General features: G+C 47.3%; 15 protein-coding genes and 1 tRNA gene. 13 read left to right on the plus strand and 3 right to left on the minus strand.

Features of this window, described 5'->3' with window-relative positions:
• Nucleotides 1-228 precede the first annotated feature (228 nt).
• On the plus strand, nucleotides 229-795 hold the full coding sequence (locus DBY97_RS10015) for a hypothetical protein (protein WP_107858233.1): 567 nt from the start codon (nucleotides 229-231) through the stop codon (nucleotides 793-795).
• Nucleotides 796-1,055: 260 nt separating this feature from the next.
• On the opposite strand, the gene DBY97_RS10020 is transcribed toward DBY97_RS10015, so the two are convergent.
• Together DBY97_RS10020 and DBY97_RS10025 are read right to left on the minus strand one after the other, a co-directional pair.
• A tRNA-Asn gene (locus DBY97_RS10020) sits at nucleotides 1,056-1,131 on the minus strand.
• A 139-nt stretch (nucleotides 1,132-1,270) separates the two neighbouring features.
• Nucleotides 1,271-1,756 carry a NemA protein gene (locus tag DBY97_RS10025; RefSeq protein WP_107858234.1) on the minus strand — a complete coding sequence of 162 codons (486 nt, stop codon included), beginning with the start codon at nucleotides 1,754-1,756 and terminating at the stop codon, nucleotides 1,271-1,273.
• Nucleotides 1,757-1,936: 180 nt separating this feature from the next.
• Here DBY97_RS10025 and dapF point away from each other — a divergent pair, with 180 nt between their 5' ends.
• The 4 genes from dapF to DBY97_RS10045 all read left to right on the plus strand — a co-directional run bounded on the left by dapF (nucleotide 1,937) and on the right by DBY97_RS10045 (nucleotide 5,081).
• Nucleotides 1,937-2,788: a diaminopimelate epimerase gene (gene dapF / locus DBY97_RS10030; RefSeq protein WP_107858235.1), complete on the plus strand. Its 852-nt coding sequence runs from the start codon at nucleotides 1,937-1,939 to the stop codon at nucleotides 2,786-2,788.
• On the plus strand, nucleotides 2,785-3,387 hold the full coding sequence (locus DBY97_RS10035; protein WP_107858236.1) for a hypothetical protein: 603 nt from the start codon (nucleotides 2,785-2,787) through the stop codon (nucleotides 3,385-3,387). The genes dapF and DBY97_RS10035 overlap by 4 nt, the downstream gene beginning before the upstream one ends.
• A gap of 106 nt (nucleotides 3,388-3,493) precedes the next feature.
• Nucleotides 3,494-4,426: a cysteine synthase A gene (cysK, locus tag DBY97_RS10040; protein ID WP_107858237.1), complete on the plus strand. Its 933-nt coding sequence runs from the start codon at nucleotides 3,494-3,496 to the stop codon at nucleotides 4,424-4,426.
• A 154-nt stretch (nucleotides 4,427-4,580) separates the two neighbouring features.
• Nucleotides 4,581-5,081: a membrane lipoprotein lipid attachment site-containing protein gene (locus DBY97_RS10045; RefSeq protein WP_371444493.1), complete on the plus strand. Its 501-nt coding sequence runs from the start codon at nucleotides 4,581-4,583 to the stop codon at nucleotides 5,079-5,081.
• 85 nt (nucleotides 5,082-5,166) lie between these two features.
• Here the strand turns inward: DBY97_RS10045 and DBY97_RS10050 are convergent, their stop codons facing one another.
• Nucleotides 5,167-5,550: a YkvA family protein gene (locus DBY97_RS10050; protein ID WP_049329785.1), complete on the minus strand. Its 384-nt coding sequence runs from the start codon at nucleotides 5,548-5,550 to the stop codon at nucleotides 5,167-5,169.
• A gap of 462 nt (nucleotides 5,551-6,012) precedes the next feature.
• Between DBY97_RS10050 and sdhC the strand changes: the two genes are divergently transcribed.
• The 8 genes from sdhC to odhB all read left to right on the plus strand — a co-directional run bounded on the left by sdhC (nucleotide 6,013) and on the right by odhB (nucleotide 15,297).
• Nucleotides 6,013-6,390, plus strand: coding sequence for a succinate dehydrogenase, cytochrome b556 subunit (gene sdhC / locus DBY97_RS10055; protein WP_004519263.1), 378 nt, complete (start codon nucleotides 6,013-6,015; stop codon nucleotides 6,388-6,390).
• Nucleotides 6,384-6,725, plus strand: a complete 342-nt coding sequence (gene sdhD, locus DBY97_RS10060; protein ID WP_003678837.1) for a succinate dehydrogenase, hydrophobic membrane anchor protein — start codon at nucleotides 6,384-6,386, stop codon at nucleotides 6,723-6,725. The genes sdhC and sdhD overlap by 7 nt, the downstream gene beginning before the upstream one ends.
• Nucleotides 6,726-6,727: 2 nt before the next feature.
• On the plus strand, nucleotides 6,728-8,491 hold the full coding sequence (sdhA, locus tag DBY97_RS10065; RefSeq protein WP_070461322.1) for a succinate dehydrogenase flavoprotein subunit: 1,764 nt from the start codon (nucleotides 6,728-6,730) through the stop codon (nucleotides 8,489-8,491).
• 119 nt (nucleotides 8,492-8,610) lie between these two features.
• Nucleotides 8,611-9,318, plus strand: a complete 708-nt coding sequence (locus DBY97_RS10070) for a succinate dehydrogenase iron-sulfur subunit (protein WP_002241462.1) — start codon at nucleotides 8,611-8,613, stop codon at nucleotides 9,316-9,318.
• A gap of 3 nt (nucleotides 9,319-9,321) precedes the next feature.
• Nucleotides 9,322-9,570 carry a succinate dehydrogenase assembly factor 2 gene (locus DBY97_RS10075; protein WP_003678830.1) on the plus strand — a complete coding sequence of 83 codons (249 nt, stop codon included), beginning with the start codon at nucleotides 9,322-9,324 and terminating at the stop codon, nucleotides 9,568-9,570.
• A gap of 124 nt (nucleotides 9,571-9,694) precedes the next feature.
• Nucleotides 9,695-10,978: a citrate synthase gene (gene gltA, locus DBY97_RS10080; RefSeq protein WP_107858238.1), complete on the plus strand. Its 1,284-nt coding sequence runs from the start codon at nucleotides 9,695-9,697 to the stop codon at nucleotides 10,976-10,978.
• A 209-nt stretch (nucleotides 10,979-11,187) separates the two neighbouring features.
• Nucleotides 11,188-14,016 carry a 2-oxoglutarate dehydrogenase E1 component gene (locus DBY97_RS10085; RefSeq protein ID WP_107858239.1) on the plus strand — a complete coding sequence of 943 codons (2,829 nt, stop codon included), beginning with the start codon at nucleotides 11,188-11,190 and terminating at the stop codon, nucleotides 14,014-14,016.
• Nucleotides 14,017-14,115: 99 nt separating this feature from the next.
• A complete protein-coding gene (gene odhB, locus DBY97_RS10090) occupies nucleotides 14,116-15,297 on the plus strand; it encodes a 2-oxoglutarate dehydrogenase complex dihydrolipoyllysine-residue succinyltransferase (RefSeq protein WP_002217383.1) in 1,182 nt (393 codons plus the stop codon).
• Nucleotides 15,298-15,480 lie beyond the last annotated feature (183 nt).

The following is a 15,480-nucleotide window of genomic DNA, read 5'->3' on the forward strand; positions in this document are numbered from 1 at the left end:
GATTATCTGTTTTGCAGATTGAAATTAACATATCGGCAGTTATTCCGCCGAAGGTATATTGAGTGTTTATTGCATTCAAATCTGCTCAACCAATATTATAGTGGATTAACTTTAAACCAGTACGGCGTTGCCTCGCCTTGCCGTACTATCTGTACTGTCTGCGGCTTCGTCGCCTTGTCCTGATTTAAATTTAATCCACTATAAAAACCAATCGATACACCAAACAAAATGAAACCGTCCCTTCCCATCCGCTCACTTCTTTTAAGTTGTATGTTCGCCGCAGCAAGCGCAAACAGCTTTGCCGCCGAAACCGTCATCACTTCTCCGGACAAGCAGTTCAGCGTTAAAAAAGTCTGCAACCACAAAACCCAAGAATGCTCTTTCTTTGCAGGCAAAAAAGCCATCGAAAAAAATCTTCCCGAAGACAGGACAAGCCATGAATGGCTTGGCAATACCTTCGCATTAAGAACCAGCTTCGGGTCGTATGATTCCTATACCACCTTCGCCGACCGTACCCACAAGCCCTATACGCTTTCCTCCGTCATCGCCACCGACAGCAAAACACAATGCGCCGTGACCGCAGATAATAAAGGCATGTCTTTCTACTCGTTATTCCGCGACAAACCCGTTAAATTCATTGCTGCAAACGACAAAAAATTCGGCTTTCCTCAAGATGTTGCCACGCTGGAATCAGTCGTCGAAGCAGAATTTAAAGGCAAGAAAGTCTACATGACGTATATGAACAAAGCCGAACGCAATGTCTCGGTCGTTTTAGACAATCCGTGTGTGAAATGATGTGCCAAATTTGATGGACAAGGCCGTCTGAAAAGATGTCGTTTATTCAAAAAACGAAACAGCCCGAAACCTGATTGAAAAAGGTCTCGGGTTGTTTGCACCTGTTCGCCAGACGAAGTGAGTAGGGCGCAAGGCGTGCCAGTTTGGAGGATAGAGACCTTTGCAAAGGTCTCATGAGGATTCAGGGCTTTCTTTGGGAAAGAACAATCGTTCCTTATTGATGTAAAAAAGCCTGAACGGAAGTTCAGGCTTTTAAAATTTGGCTCCCCGACCTGGGCTCGAACCAGGGACCTGCGGATTAACAGTCCGTCGCTCTACCGACTGAGCTATCGGGGAATGGGGCGTATTATAATGGCTGAAAAAAATGTGTCAATCAATATTTTCAAGAAAATGGTGCAAAATATTTCAAATGTTTGAATGTTAAAAATATTTTGTAATCAAGTTTCACATGCTCCCCAGCCGTTTCAGACGGCCTTTAGTAATTGGCGTTAACCAATTTGCCGTTTTGGAACACTTGCTGCTGCATCACAGTGCCGTTGTAAGCGTAAGTGGTCAGCGAGCCGTTGCTTGGCGTGGCGCGGAACTGCATCAGTTGGTTACGGCTGAGGACGTAGGGGTCCGTGCGTTTTTGGCTGTTGTCGCTGTAAAAGTCTTGGACGACATATTCGTTGTTACGTTTGCTGATCAGTTGGCGATGGAAGCCGCCTTTGACTGCGCTGTTGCTGGGTGTGCCGTGTGCATCAAAATAGGTCACGATTTGTTCTTCTGAGATACGGATGCCGTCTGAATCCGTGCCTTTGGTGGTTTTATCCAAGCCGACAGGGATGTTGATGGATGTACCCAAGCCGACATGGCGGCCGATGCTGGTGCCGACGCCTAAGCCGACGGAAACGCCGGGCGTGCCGACTGTACATGCGCTGAGTGAAGCGGCCAAAAGGGCAGGTAAGAGAACTTTTTTCATAATGTGTATCCTTGTAATAAGAAATGTTTGTAATGTGGGAAGTATAGTATTTTTGCGGGGTGGCTGGTGTTAGTATTGGTAAAAGGGCGCAAGGCCGTCTGAAAAACAAGATAGAAACGAATATATCATTCTGGTGTAGAATGTGCCGGAATAATGATTTAATAAGAATGTGAATGAATAATGAAAACTTTGAAATTTACGAAGATGCACGGCTTGGGCAATGATTTTATGGTGGTCAATGCCATCAATCAGGACTTTGATCCGTTGGCTGCACCGCTTGCCCAATGGGCAGACCGCTATCGCGGCGTGGGTTTTGATCAGTTTTTGGTAGTGGAGAAACCGTCTTCTGATGCGGTCGATTTTCGGTATCGCATTTTCAATGCCGATGGTCGGGAAGTAGAGCAGTGCGGTAATGGCGCGCGTTGTTTTGCGCGTTTTGTCGCGGATAAGGGTTTAACGGATAAAACGGAAATTTTAGTCGAAACGGCCAAAGGGATTATTGTGCCGAAGCTGTTGGATAACGGTTTGGTTACCGTCAATATGGGTAAACCGCGTTTCATGCCGTCTGAAATTCCGTTTGTGCCTGCACATGGTGAAAATGAAGATGCGCTGACACATATTGTCTTAGTCGGTTTGGAGTCTGTACCGGTAAGTTGCGTGAATATGGGTAATCCTCATGCAGTAATTTTGGTTGATAATGTTGAAACCGCACCTGTGGAGCATTGGGGCGGCGCTATTGAATCGCACGAGCAGTTTCCTGAACGGGTCAATGTCGGCTTTTTGCAGGTTGAAGATGAGTTGTCAGTCCACCTGCGTGTGTTTGAACGCGGGGTGGGGGAAACCCAGGCTTGCGGCACTGGAGCGTGTGCGGCCGTGGTGGCAGGCGTGCGCAATGGCTTGCTGAAAGCGGGTGCGCCTGTGCGTGTTACTCTGCCTGGCGGCGAATTGTTTATCAGTTGGGAAGACGGTGGCGATGTGCAAATGACCGGCCCTGCTGAAACCGTTTTTGAAGGCGAGTTGCAGTATTCATGATGGTTTCTTTGGATTTGTGGTTTGCCGTCGCGTATGCTGCGGTATCGTTGGCATTTATTTTTCGCGCACAGCGGTTTCAATGGCTTTGGGCTACGGTGTTGTTGTGGCTGGGGATTTCGGCACTGGGCGCACGCTTGTTGCCCGGAATGTGGGGTTTTACGCATACAGGCCCTTTGTTCATCCCTCATTTTTATCTGACAATCGCCAGTATTTTCTTCTTTATCGATGACTGCAGTAAAACGGAAGACAAAAAGTTTTGGTCGGCAGGCGAATATGCCGGTTTAACCTTATTTGCGGTTTCCAATGTCGTCATGACTTTGGCTTTTGTTTTCTTGGCAGGCGTGGTTTATTTCATCTTGCCGCTGGCAGGCTCGGTTTTTGCATGGGTGGCTTTACTGAAAATTTATGCCTTGAAACCGATTTATTGGTTTGTTTTGCAGGGCGTGTTGATGCTGGTGTTTTATCTGCACCGCGTGGTTGTGTGCAAACAGTCTGCCTCTCTTTTCAGTATGCGGCAGATGTGGGCAGGCTGGACGGTTGCCGTCGTGATGCAGGCTGTGGTTGCCGTTGCATTGATTTTTGAGCGCAGTGGATATTGACCGCGCTTGAACCAAAAGTTATAAAGAAAGAAATTTTCGATATTGGTTTTTCAGACGGCCTGAGTTTAATATGCAGGCTGTATTACATCTAAATCAGGAGCAGGAAATGAAAATTGCAAATAATATTACCGAGCTGATCGGCAACACACCTCTGGTGAAACTGAACCGCCTGACCGAAGGTTTAAAAGCGCAAATCGCCGTTAAACTTGAATTCTTTAATCCGGGCAGCAGCGTGAAAGACCGTATTGCCGAATCTATGATTGAAGCGGCCGAGAAAGCCGGTAAAATCAATAAAGATACCGTTATCGTTGAGGCAACCAGTGGCAATACCGGTATCGGTTTGGCCATGGTGTGTGCGGCCCGCGGTTATAAATTGGCCATCACCATGCCTGAAAGCATGAGTAAAGAACGCAAAATGCTGCTGCGTGCGTTTGGTGCAGAATTGATTTTGACCCCTGCTGCCGAAGGCATGGCAGGCGCTATTGCCAAAGCCCAATCTTTGGTGGACGAACATCCGAGCACTTATTTCATGCCGCGCCAATTTGATAACGAGGCCAATCCTGAAGTTCACCGTAAAACCACTGCCGAAGAAATTTGGCGCGATACAGACGGTAAAGTGGATATTTTCGTGGCCGGTGTGGGTACGGGCGGTACGATTACCGGCGTGGGCGAAGTGTTGAAAAAATACAAACCCGAAGTTCAAATCGTGGCTGTCGAGCCTGAAGCTTCCCCAGTATTGAGTGGCGGCGAAAAAGGCCCGCATCCGATTCAAGGTTTGGGTGCAGGCTTTATCCCCAGCGTTTTGAATACGACTGTTTACGACAGCATTTTCAAAGTACCTAACGAGGCAGCGTTTGAAACTGCACGTGCTATGGCCGAAAAAGAAGGCATTTTGGTAGGTATTTCTTCCGGTGCCGCGGTATGGAGCGCATTGCAACTGGCTAAAAAACCTGAAAACGAAGGTAAGCTGATCGTTGTCTTGCTGCCATCATATGGCGAACGCTATCTTTCTACACCTCTATTTGCCGATTTGGCATAATATAGGATTGTCGTTAAAAGGCCGTTTTCAGACGGCCTTTTTTGCGTATGGGCTTGAGATATCGTATGAAATCTGTTGTAATTCAGTTAATGAGCTTTGAATACCGTTATTCAAAAGTTGGTTTCTTCAACGAATCATGCTTATAATGCGCATTATGAAAAAATACATTCTTCCTATCCTTGCTGTGGCGGCACTTGCCGGTTGTGAATCGATTTATGTTCCAACATTGAAAGAAGTGCCAGTTCGACCAACCAACGTTAAGAAACCTAAGGCTGATTCACAAGTTTCAGCTACCGGTTATCATTTAGCTCCTTCGCATTGGGCAGATGTTTCCAAGATTCATGATGAAGCACGTCGCTTGAGTACCCAAGTGAGCCAAGGTAGTCTGACCAAAGTTCAGGCCGCCCAATATTTGAACCGCTTCCGTATCCAACAAGTGGGACGCAACTCTGTCGATGACAGTATGTACGAAGTTTATCTGCGTTCTGCCGTTGACAGCCAACGTGGTGAAATTACTACCGAGCAATCCAAACAGTACATCCAAGGTGCTTTGCGCGGTTGGCAGCAACGTTGGAAAAACATGGATACTAAGCCAAGCAATCCTGCGTTTACCAACTTCCTGATGGAAGTTATGGGTATGCAACCTTTGAAATAAAAAAGTCATAAACTGAGAAGGCCGTCTGAATATTCAGACGGCCTTCTTCTCATAATTTATATATGTGTAGTCGAATTGTATCCAATTAAGAACCAAACAGCTTGTCAGCCGCTTGGCGGGCTTTTTCTTGAATATCTTCGGTCAGATAGTTTTTCATCTGAGAATAAACCAAAGCAATGACGGCAATGTCATCGCTGAAGCCAAATGGAATCAGAAGGTCGGGAATGCTGTCGATAGGGCTGAGGAAATAAACCAGTGCGCCGACAATAATCATTTTAGCCCGTTTGGGCGTGTGTTCGGATTCCCAAAGGTAATAAAGTGCATAAAGCTGTCGGACGACAGGTTTGCCCAGGCGGCCGGCAAAGCGTCCGAGTTTTTTCATAAAGCCGGATGTGTCCAAGTTTCGACGGCGGAAGGAGGGGATATAGTCTTCCGGATCGGGTGTGTTTTGATGAGGAGAGTGTGTCATGATGCAGCTTCCTTATAAGGTATGGAAACATTGTTGGTGTTGTGCTGTATTTTAGTCCATCTAGAGATGGATGAAATGTCTTTGAATGTATAACTATGTAAGAGTAGTGGTGATAATGCAATGGTAATAAGTTAAGAATGGCTTATGCCTTTGTAAAGATTAGGTATCAAGAGTGAGAATTTATCTCACAATAGATACAATTCTCAAACAATAATGATGTTATCGTAAGTGCTTTGATGGGGAGATGGCTTAATTGCAGGAAAGTAACAAAAAAGGCTAGCCACGCAAAAAAAAATCTAAGAATGATTGTTTGATTTTATTAGTCTTTTGGTAAAAATCATTAGAGCATTCATAAATTGCACTGTTCAAAATGAGATAAAACAGGTAAATTATGGTTTATGTAGCTTATTGTAGTGCTGAGCTATAGGTTTTGAGCTGATAATAAATCTAGAGGAACTGACCATGTCCGCCAAATCACGCCCGGTATTTTTGGAAATTCCGAATATCCGATTGCCCATACCGGGGATTGTATCTATTCTTCACCGTATCAGCGGCGTCGGCTTGTTTGTGATGCTGCCTGTTCTCTTGTATTTCTTCTCTGGAACGCTGGATCGCGAAGCGTCGTTTGAAGCATATCGTTCTGCTATTTCCAATCCGTTTGTGAAGCTGATCCTTATCGGTCTGTTGTGGGCATATCTGCACCACTTTTTTGCCGGGATCCGCTTTCTGTTTTTGGATGTGCATAAAGGCCTGGAATTAAATACTGCCCGTACTACTGCTAAAGTTGTATTTGCTTCTGCTTTGATTCTGACCGTCGTTTTGGGAGCTTTGTTATGGTAGAACGTAAATTGACAGGTGCGCATTACGGTTTGCGCGATTGGGCAATGCAACGTGCAACTGCGGTCATCATGTTGGTGTACACCGTGGTTCTTTTGGTTGTTTTGTTTACGTTGCCTAAAGAGTATTCGGCATGGCAGGCATTTTTTGATCAAACTTGGGTGAAAGTATTTACTCAAGTGAGCTTCTTGGCCGTATTCCTGCATGCATGGGTAGGTATCCGCGATTTGTGGATGGACTACATTAAGCCTTTCGGCCTGCGTTTGTTTTTACAAGTTGCCACCATCGTTTGGTTGGTAGGCTGCTTGGTGTATTCAGTTAAAGTAATTTGGGGGTAAATATGGGTTTTCCTGTTCGCAAGTTTGATGCCGTGATTGTTGGCGGTGGTGGTGCAGGTTTACGCGCAGCCCTCCAATTGTCTAAATCCGGCCTGAATTGTGCTGTTTTGTCTAAAGTGTTCCCAACCCGTTCTCATACTGTAGCAGCTCAAGGCGGTATTTCTGCTTCATTGGGTAATGTGCAGGAAGACCGTTGGGATTGGCATATGTACGATACCGTGAAAGGTTCTGACTGGTTGGGCGACCAAGATGCGATTGAATTTATGTGTCGCGCAGCGCCTGAAGCCGTAATTGAGTTGGAACACATGGGTATGCCTTTTGACCGTGTGGAAAGTGGCAAAATCTACCAACGTCCTTTCGGTGGTCATACTGCCGAACACGGTAAACGTGCCGTAGAGCGTGCATGTGCGGTTGCCGACCGTACCGGTCATGCGATGTTGCATACTTTGTACCAACAAAACGTCCGTGCCAATACACAATTCTTTGTGGAATGGACGGCGCAAGATTTGATTCGTGATGAAAACGGCGACGTAGTCGGTGTAACAGCCATGGAAATGGAAACCGGCGAAGTTTATATTTTCCACGCTAAAGCTGTGATGTTTGCTACCGGTGGTGGCGGTCGTATTTATGCTTCTTCTACCAATGCTTATATGAATACCGGTGATGGTTTGGGTATTTGTGCCCGTGCAGGTATTCCGTTGGAAGACATGGAATTCTGGCAATTCCACCCGACTGGTGTAGCCGGTGCCGGTGTATTGATTACCGAGGGTGTGCGCGGTGAGGGCGGTATTCTGTTGAATGCCGACGGCGAACGCTTTATGGAACGTTACGCTCCGACTGTAAAAGACTTGGCTTCCCGTGACGTGGTTTCCCGTGCGATGGCAATGGAAATTTACGAAGGTCGTGGCTGTGGTAAAAACAAAGACCACGTTTTGCTGAAAATCGACCATATCGGCGCAGAAAAAATTATGGAAAAATTGCCGGGCATCCGCGAGATTTCCATTCAGTTTGCCGGTATTGATCCGATTAAAGACCCGATTCCTGTTGTGCCGACTACCCACTACATGATGGGCGGTATTCCGACCAACTACCATGGCGAAGTTGTCGTTCCGCAAGGTGAAGATTACGAAGTACCTGTAAAAGGTCTGTATGCGGCAGGCGAGTGCGCTTGTGCTTCCGTGCACGGTGCAAACCGCTTGGGTACTAACTCCCTGTTAGACTTGGTGGTATTCGGTAAAGCTGCCGGCGACAGCATGATTAAATTTATCAAAGAGCAAAGCGACTGGAAACCTCTGCCTGCTAATGCCGGTGAATTGACCCGCCAACGTATCGAGCGTTTGGATAATCAAACTGGCGGCGAAAACGTTGATGCATTGCGTCGCGAACTGCAACGCTCCGTACAACTGCACGCCGGTGTGTTCCGTACCGATGAGATTCTGAGCAAAGGCGTTCGAGAAATCATGGAGATTGCCGAGCGCGTGAAACGTACTGAAATCAAAGACAAGAGCAAAGTGTGGAATACCGCGCGTATCGAAGCTTTGGAATTGGATAATCTGATTGAAGTAGCGAAAGCGACTTTGGTGTCCGCCGAAGCGCGTAAAGAATCGCGCGGCGCACACGCTTCAGACGACCATCCTGAGCGCGATGACGAAAACTGGATGAAACATACCCTGTATCATTCAGATACTAATACTTTGTCTTACAAACCGGTACATACCAAGCCTTTGAGCGTGGAATACATCAAACCGGCTAAACGCGTTTATTGATGAGTTTTCAGACGGCCTTTACCTTAAAGGCCGTCTGAAACCTAACCATACCCACATTGAACTGCTTGAATTCATAATACAAAATCATTGGGCAGTTTATGAGAAAAGGAACACTTCTCATGGAAAAAATGAGTTTTGAAATTTACCGTTACAACCCGGACGTTGATGCCAAACCTTATATGCAACGTTACGAGTTGGAATTGGAACCAACGGACGTTAAACTTTTGGACGCTTTAGTGCGCCTGAAAGCACAAGACGATACATTGTCTTTCCGCCGTTCTTGCCGCGAAGGTATTTGCGGTTCTGACGGTATGAACATCAACGGCAAAAACGGCTTAGCATGTCTGACCGATCTGCGCGGCCTGAAACAGCCGGTTAAAATCCGCCCTCTGCCAGGTCTGCCTGTTATCCGCGACCTGATTGTGGATATGACCCAATTCTTCAAACAATATCACTCCATTAAACCTTACGTTGTCAACGATAACCCTATCGATGCGGACAAAGAGCGTCTGCAAACTCAGGAAGAGCGTAAAGAGTTGGACGGTTTGTACGAATGTATTTTGTGCGCCTGCTGTTCGACTGCCTGCCCGTCATTCTGGTGGAACCCTGATAAATTCGTTGGCCCGTCCGGTTTGCTGAATGCTTACCGTTTCATTGCGGATAGCCGTGATACCATTACTAATGAGCGTTTGGATAATCTGAACGACCCATACCGTTTGTTCCGTTGTCACACCATTATGAACTGCGTAGACGTATGTCCTAAACACTTGAATCCGACCCGAGCCATCGGTAAGATTAAAGAGATTATGTTGAAACGAGCCGTTTAAGAAATGATGGTTTTTGACGATATTGCCAAACGGAAAATCCGTTTTCAAACCCGCCGGGGATTGTTGGAATTAGACTTAATCTTCGGTAGGTTTATGGAAAAAGAATTCGAGCACCTGAGTGATCAGGAGTTGTCCGAATTTTCCGAAATCCTCGAATTTCAAGACCAAGAATTGCTTGCCTTGATTAACGGACATTCGGCGACGGACAAGAAACACCTGATTCCCATGCTTGAAAAAATCAGACAGGCATGACGTGTTATAGAGCTTGTTTGCGATGCCAATCCGAACAAGCTCTTTCCATACTGAGGCCGTCTGAAAAAAAGGACCGTGCCGCTTAGGCGGCAACGAAAGCCCCAACTTACAAAGGAGTTTAAGAATGTCTAAATCAGTCAAGCTCACCACCCCAAATCAAGAGACCTTGGAACTGCCAGTATTGGAAGCAAGTATCGGCCATGATGTGGTTGATATCCGTACTTTGACAAAAAATACAGGTCTGTTTTCATTCGACCCAGGATTCGTGTCAACTGCAAGTTGCGAATCCAAAATCACTTATATTGATGGCGATGAAGGTCTGTTGTATTACCGTGGTTATCCTATCGAGCAGCTGGCAGAAAAATCCGATTATTTGGAAGTTTGCTATCTGTTGATTTACGGCGAACTGCCTACCCCTGAACAGAAAAAAGAATTTGATGCCACAGTCGGTCGCCATACTATGCTGCATGAGCAGCTGACTTGGTTTTTCCGCGGTTTCCGTCGCGATGCGCACCCAATGGCGATGATGGTTGGCGTGGTTGGCGCTTTGTCTGCTTTCTACCAAGACAGCTTGGATATTGCCAATCCTGAGCACCGCAAAATCGCGATTTACCGCTTAATCTCCAAAATTCCGACCATTGCGGCAATGTGTTACCGTTATTCCAACGGTCTGCCGTTCAATTATCCTAAAAATAACCTTTCCTATGCTGAAAACTTCTTGCACATGATGTTTGCCACACCATGTGAAGAATATAAACCTAATCCAGTATTGGCCCGCGCGCTCGACCGTATCTTTATTTTGCATGCCGATCACGAGCAAAACGCGTCAACTTCAACCGTGCGTTTGGCTGGCTCTTCAGGCGCGAACCCGTTTGCCTGTATTGCAGCCGGTATCGCTTGCCTGTGGGGTGCTTCACACGGCGGTGCAAACGAGGCCGTGTTGAAAATGTTGGATGAAATCGGCGATGTGTCTAATGTTGCCGAATACATGGAAGGCGTGAAACAACGCAGATACCGTCTGATGGGCTTCGGTCACCGCGTATATCGCAATATGGACCCACGAGCCAACATCATGCGCGAAACCTGTTATGAAGTCTTGAAAGAATTGGGCTTGGAAGACAGTCCTAAATTCAAGCTGGCGATGGAATTGGAACAAATTGCACTGAAAGATCCATTCTTTGTTGAGCGCAAGCTGTATCCAAACGTCGATTTCTACTCCGGTATCGTCTTGTCCGCATTGGGCATTCCAACTGAAATGTTTACCGTTATCTTCGCATTGTCGCGCAGTGTAGGTTGGATTTCTCATTGGCATGAAATGATTAGCGATCCGGCACTGAAAATCGGTCGCCCACGTCAACTGTATACCGGTGCAGAGCGTCGCGATTACGTTCCGGTAGATAAACGCTAATAGACAATACATTAATATATTGTTGAAAAGTCGTTTGAAAAAATCGAATTGCCGTTTTCAATGAGGTTGGTCGTAATTAATTAAGTTGATAGCAGGTAATTTGATTTGAAATAGGGTAGAATAAAGTGTCATTTCAGACGGCCTGAATTCCGTTCGGAGAACACGGAATTCTACCCTTTGTTTATATTTTAAAGAAAAGAGCTCACGCCATGATGGACGAAAAACTCAATTTCTCTTATCTGTTTGGTTCTAATGCGCCATACATCGAGGAGTTGTATGAAAAGTTTCTGGATAATCCGGAATCTGTCGATGAAAAATGGAAACAGTACTTTACCGATTTGAGTAAACAGCCGGGCGCAGTCGCTGTCGATGTTGCCCATACACCGATTCGTGAATCATTTGCCACTTTGGCTAAAAAGAAAATTGCCGCAGCCGTCGCAGGCGGTGTGGATGAGGCAATGATGAAAAAGCAAGTCAGCGTTTTGCGACTGATTTCTGCTTATCGTATCCAAGGCGTGGGTGCAGCCCAACTTGATCCGCTCAAACGTATTCCTCCTCAAAATATCGAAGCTCTCGATCCTAAATTCCATGGTCTGTCAGATGCCGATATGGCGCTTCAGTTCAATATGGGTGAGGGCGATTTTTCCGGTCAGAGCAAACTGCCTCTGTCCCAAATCATCAGCAACCTCAAACAAACCTACTGCGGCCATATCGCGGTAGAGTACATCTACATTCCAAATACCGAAGAGCGCCGCTGGGTTCGCAATTATTTTGAAAGCGTACTGTCTACGCCAAGCTACAACGTTGAACAGAAACGCCGTATCTTGAAAGAAATGACTGCTGCCGAAACTCTGGAACGCTACCTGCATACCAAATATGTCGGTCAAAAACGCTTTGGTGTAGAAGGCGGCGAAAGCGCTATTGCCGGTTTGAATTACCTGATTCAAAACGCTGGTAAAGACGGCGTGGAAGAAGTCATCATCGGTATGGCACACCGTGGCCGTCTGAATGTTTTGGTTAACATTTTGGGCAAAAAACCGGCTGATCTGTTTGCTGAATTTGAAGGCCGTGCCGAAATCAAATTGCCTAGTGGCGACGTGAAATACCATATGGGCTTCAGCTCCGACATCGCTACGCCACACGGCCCAATGCACGTTTCTTTGGCATTCAACCCGTCACACTTGGAAATTGTTAACCCAGTAGTGGAAGGTTCTGCGCGCGCCAAACAAAAACGTTTGGGCGAAAACGGCCGCGATAAAGTCTTGCCGGTATTGATTCACGGTGACTCCGCATTTATCGGTTTGGGTGTTAACCAAGCAACATTCAACCTGTCTAAAACACGCGGTTATACCACCGGCGGTACTGTTCACATCGTGATCAACAACCAAATCGGCTTTACGACTTCCGATACCCGCGATACCCGTTCAACCGTACACTGTACCGATATTGCGAAAATGGTTTCCGCTCCGGTTATCCATGTGAATGGTGATGATCCTGAACGCGTTTGCTTTGCCATCCAAGCCGCTTTGGATTACCGCAAAAAATTCCATAAAGACATCGTGATCGACGTTGTCTGCTACCGTAAATGGGGCCACAACGAGGGCGATGATCCGACCCTGACCCAACCGATGATGTACAAAAAAGTATCGCAACACCCGGGTGCGCGTGCTTTGTACACCGAGCAACTGATTGCCGAAGGTGTGGTAACTCAAGCTGAGGCTGACGGCTACATCCAAGCTTACCGTGATGCTTTGGACAAAGGCGAACATGTTGAACAAACAACTTTGAGCAACTTCCAACGCACACAAATCGACTGGAGCAAATACCAAGGCAAAGATTGGCGCGAAAAAATCGAAACCGGTTTGCCTGCCGCCGACATTGAGCGTCTTACCGAGAAATTCACCGCCGTACCGGAAGGCTTTGCCCTGCATCCGACTGCGAAACGTGTGATTGAAGCGCGTAAAGCCATGGCATCCGGCAAACAAGCCATCGACTGGGGTATGGCCGAAACCCTCGCATACGCAAGCCTGCTGACTAAAGGTCATGGCGTGCGTATCTCCGGTGAGGACTCCGGCCGCGGTACATTCTCACACCGTCATGCCGTTCTGCACGATCAAAAACGCGAAAAATGGGACGACGGTACTTATGTTCCTCTGCGCAACATGGGCGAAGGCTTGGGCGAGTTCCTGGTTATCGACTCTATCTTGAACGAAGAAGCCGTGATGGCGTTCGAGTATGGCTTTGCCTGCTCCGCTCCTGACAAGCTGACTATTTGGGAAGCTCAATTCGGTGACTTCGCCAACGGCGCGCAAGTAACTATCGACCAATTCCTGTCTTCAGGCGAAACCAAATGGGGTCGTTTGTGCGGCCTGACCACCATCCTGCCGCACGGCTACGACGGTCAAGGCCCTGAGCACTCTTCTGCACGCGTAGAACGTTGGTTGCAACTGTGTTCTGAGAACAATATGCAAGTCATCATGCCGTCTGAAGCGTCGCAAATGTTCCACCTCTTGCAACGTCAAGTCTTGGGTTCATACCGCAAACCGCTGGTGATTTTCATGTCCAAACGCCTGTTGCGCTTCAAAGGTGCAATGAGCCCGCTGGAAAACTTCACCGAAGGTTCGACTTTCCGTCCGGTTATCGGCGATACCGCAGAACGCACAAGCAACGACAGCGTGAAACGCGTAGTATTGTGTGCCGGTCAGGTTTACTATGACTTGGAAGCAGGCCGTGCCGAGCGTAAACTGGAAGATGATGTCGCTATCGTCCGCGTTGAGCAGCTGTATCCGTTCCCATACGAGGAGGTTAAAGCTGAACTGGCGAAATATCCGAACGCAAAATCTGTGGTTTGGACACAAGAAGAGCCGAAAAACCAAGGTGCGTTCTACCAAATCCGCCACCGCATTGAAGACGTTATCAGCGAAGAGCAAAAACTGTCTTATGCCGGTCGTCCAAGCAGCGCATCGCCTGCAGTGGGCTACTCAAGCAAACACATTGCTCAATTGAAACAATTGGTTGAAGACGCTTTGGCGTTATAAACTAAGTAGCATTCCGTCTGAGTCTGCTCAGGCGGAATGCCCATATGCAGAATTAAAAACACACAACAGGCCGTCTGAAAGGGCCATTGGAGACACAAAATGATTATTGATGTAAAAGTACCTATGCTGTCTGAAAGCGTATCTGAAGGCACGCTCTTGGAATGGAAGAAGAAAGTTGGCGAAGCCGTTGCCCGTGACGAAATCCTGATCGATATCGAAACTGACAAAGTGGTTTTGGAAGTACCTTCTCCACAAGCCGGCGTATTGGTTGAAATCGTAGCTCAAGACGGTGAAACCGTTGTTGCCGACCAAGTTTTGGCACGCATCGATACAGCTGCTACCGCTGCCGCTGAAGCACCTGCCGCCGCGCCTGCAGAAGCAGCCCCAGCTGCCGCTCCTGCTGCTGCACAAAACAACGCCGCTATGCCTGCCGCCGCCAAACTGGCTGCCGAGACCGGTGTTGACGTGAACGCATTGCAAGGTTCTGGCCGTGACGGTCGCGTATTGAAAGAAGACGTACAAAATGCCGCTGCCAAACCTGCAGCAGCCGCAGCCCCTGCCGTTGCACTTCCTGCCGGCGCACGTCCTGAAGAACGCGTACCAATGAGCCGCCTGCGTGCCCGTGTTGCAGAACGCCTCTTGGCTTCTCAACAAGAAAACGCCATTCTGACTACATTCAACGAAGTCAACATGAAACCAATCATGGACTTGCGTGCGAAGTACAAAGAAAAATTCGAGAAAGAACACGGCGTGAAACTGGGCTTTATGTCCTTCTTCGTTAAAGCCGCTGTTGCCGCCCTGAAAAAATACCCGGTTGTGAATGCTTCTGTTGACGGCAAAGACATCGTGTACCACGGCTACTTCGACATCGGTATCGCAATTGGCAGCCCACGCGGTTTGGTTGTACCAATCCTGCGCGATGCCGACCAAATGAGCATTGCCGACATCGAACAAGCAATTGTTGATTACGCGAAAAAAGCTAAAGACGGCAAAATCGCTATCGAAGATCTGACCGGTGGTACATTCAGTATTACCAACGGCGGTACTTTCGGTTCTATGATGTCTACCCCGATCATCAACCCGCCTCAATCTGCGATTTTGGGTATGCACGCCACTAAAGAGCGCGCTGTGGTTGAAAACGGTCAAGTTGTTGTCCGTCCAATGATGTATCTGGCTCTGTCTTACGACCACCGTATCATCGACGGCCGCGAAGCTGTATTGACCTTGGTAGCCATTAAAGACGCGTTGGAAGACCCAGCTCGCCTGTTATTGGATCTGTAATCGTTTCAGACGGCCTTTTATTTGTTAATGAAAAGGCCGTCTGAATTTTTATTTAGATGTAGCGTAATGTAGTATCGTGCTACAATAGGCTCAACGAACGATTGAGGCCGTCTGAAACATTTGATTCGAATGAATCGACAGATATGGACTTTCAGACGGCCTTTTCTTAAAACCATCAAAACG

The organism is Neisseria subflava (genome assembly GCF_003044645.1).
Taxonomy (GTDB): domain Bacteria; phylum Pseudomonadota; class Gammaproteobacteria; order Burkholderiales; family Neisseriaceae; genus Neisseria; species Neisseria subflava_B.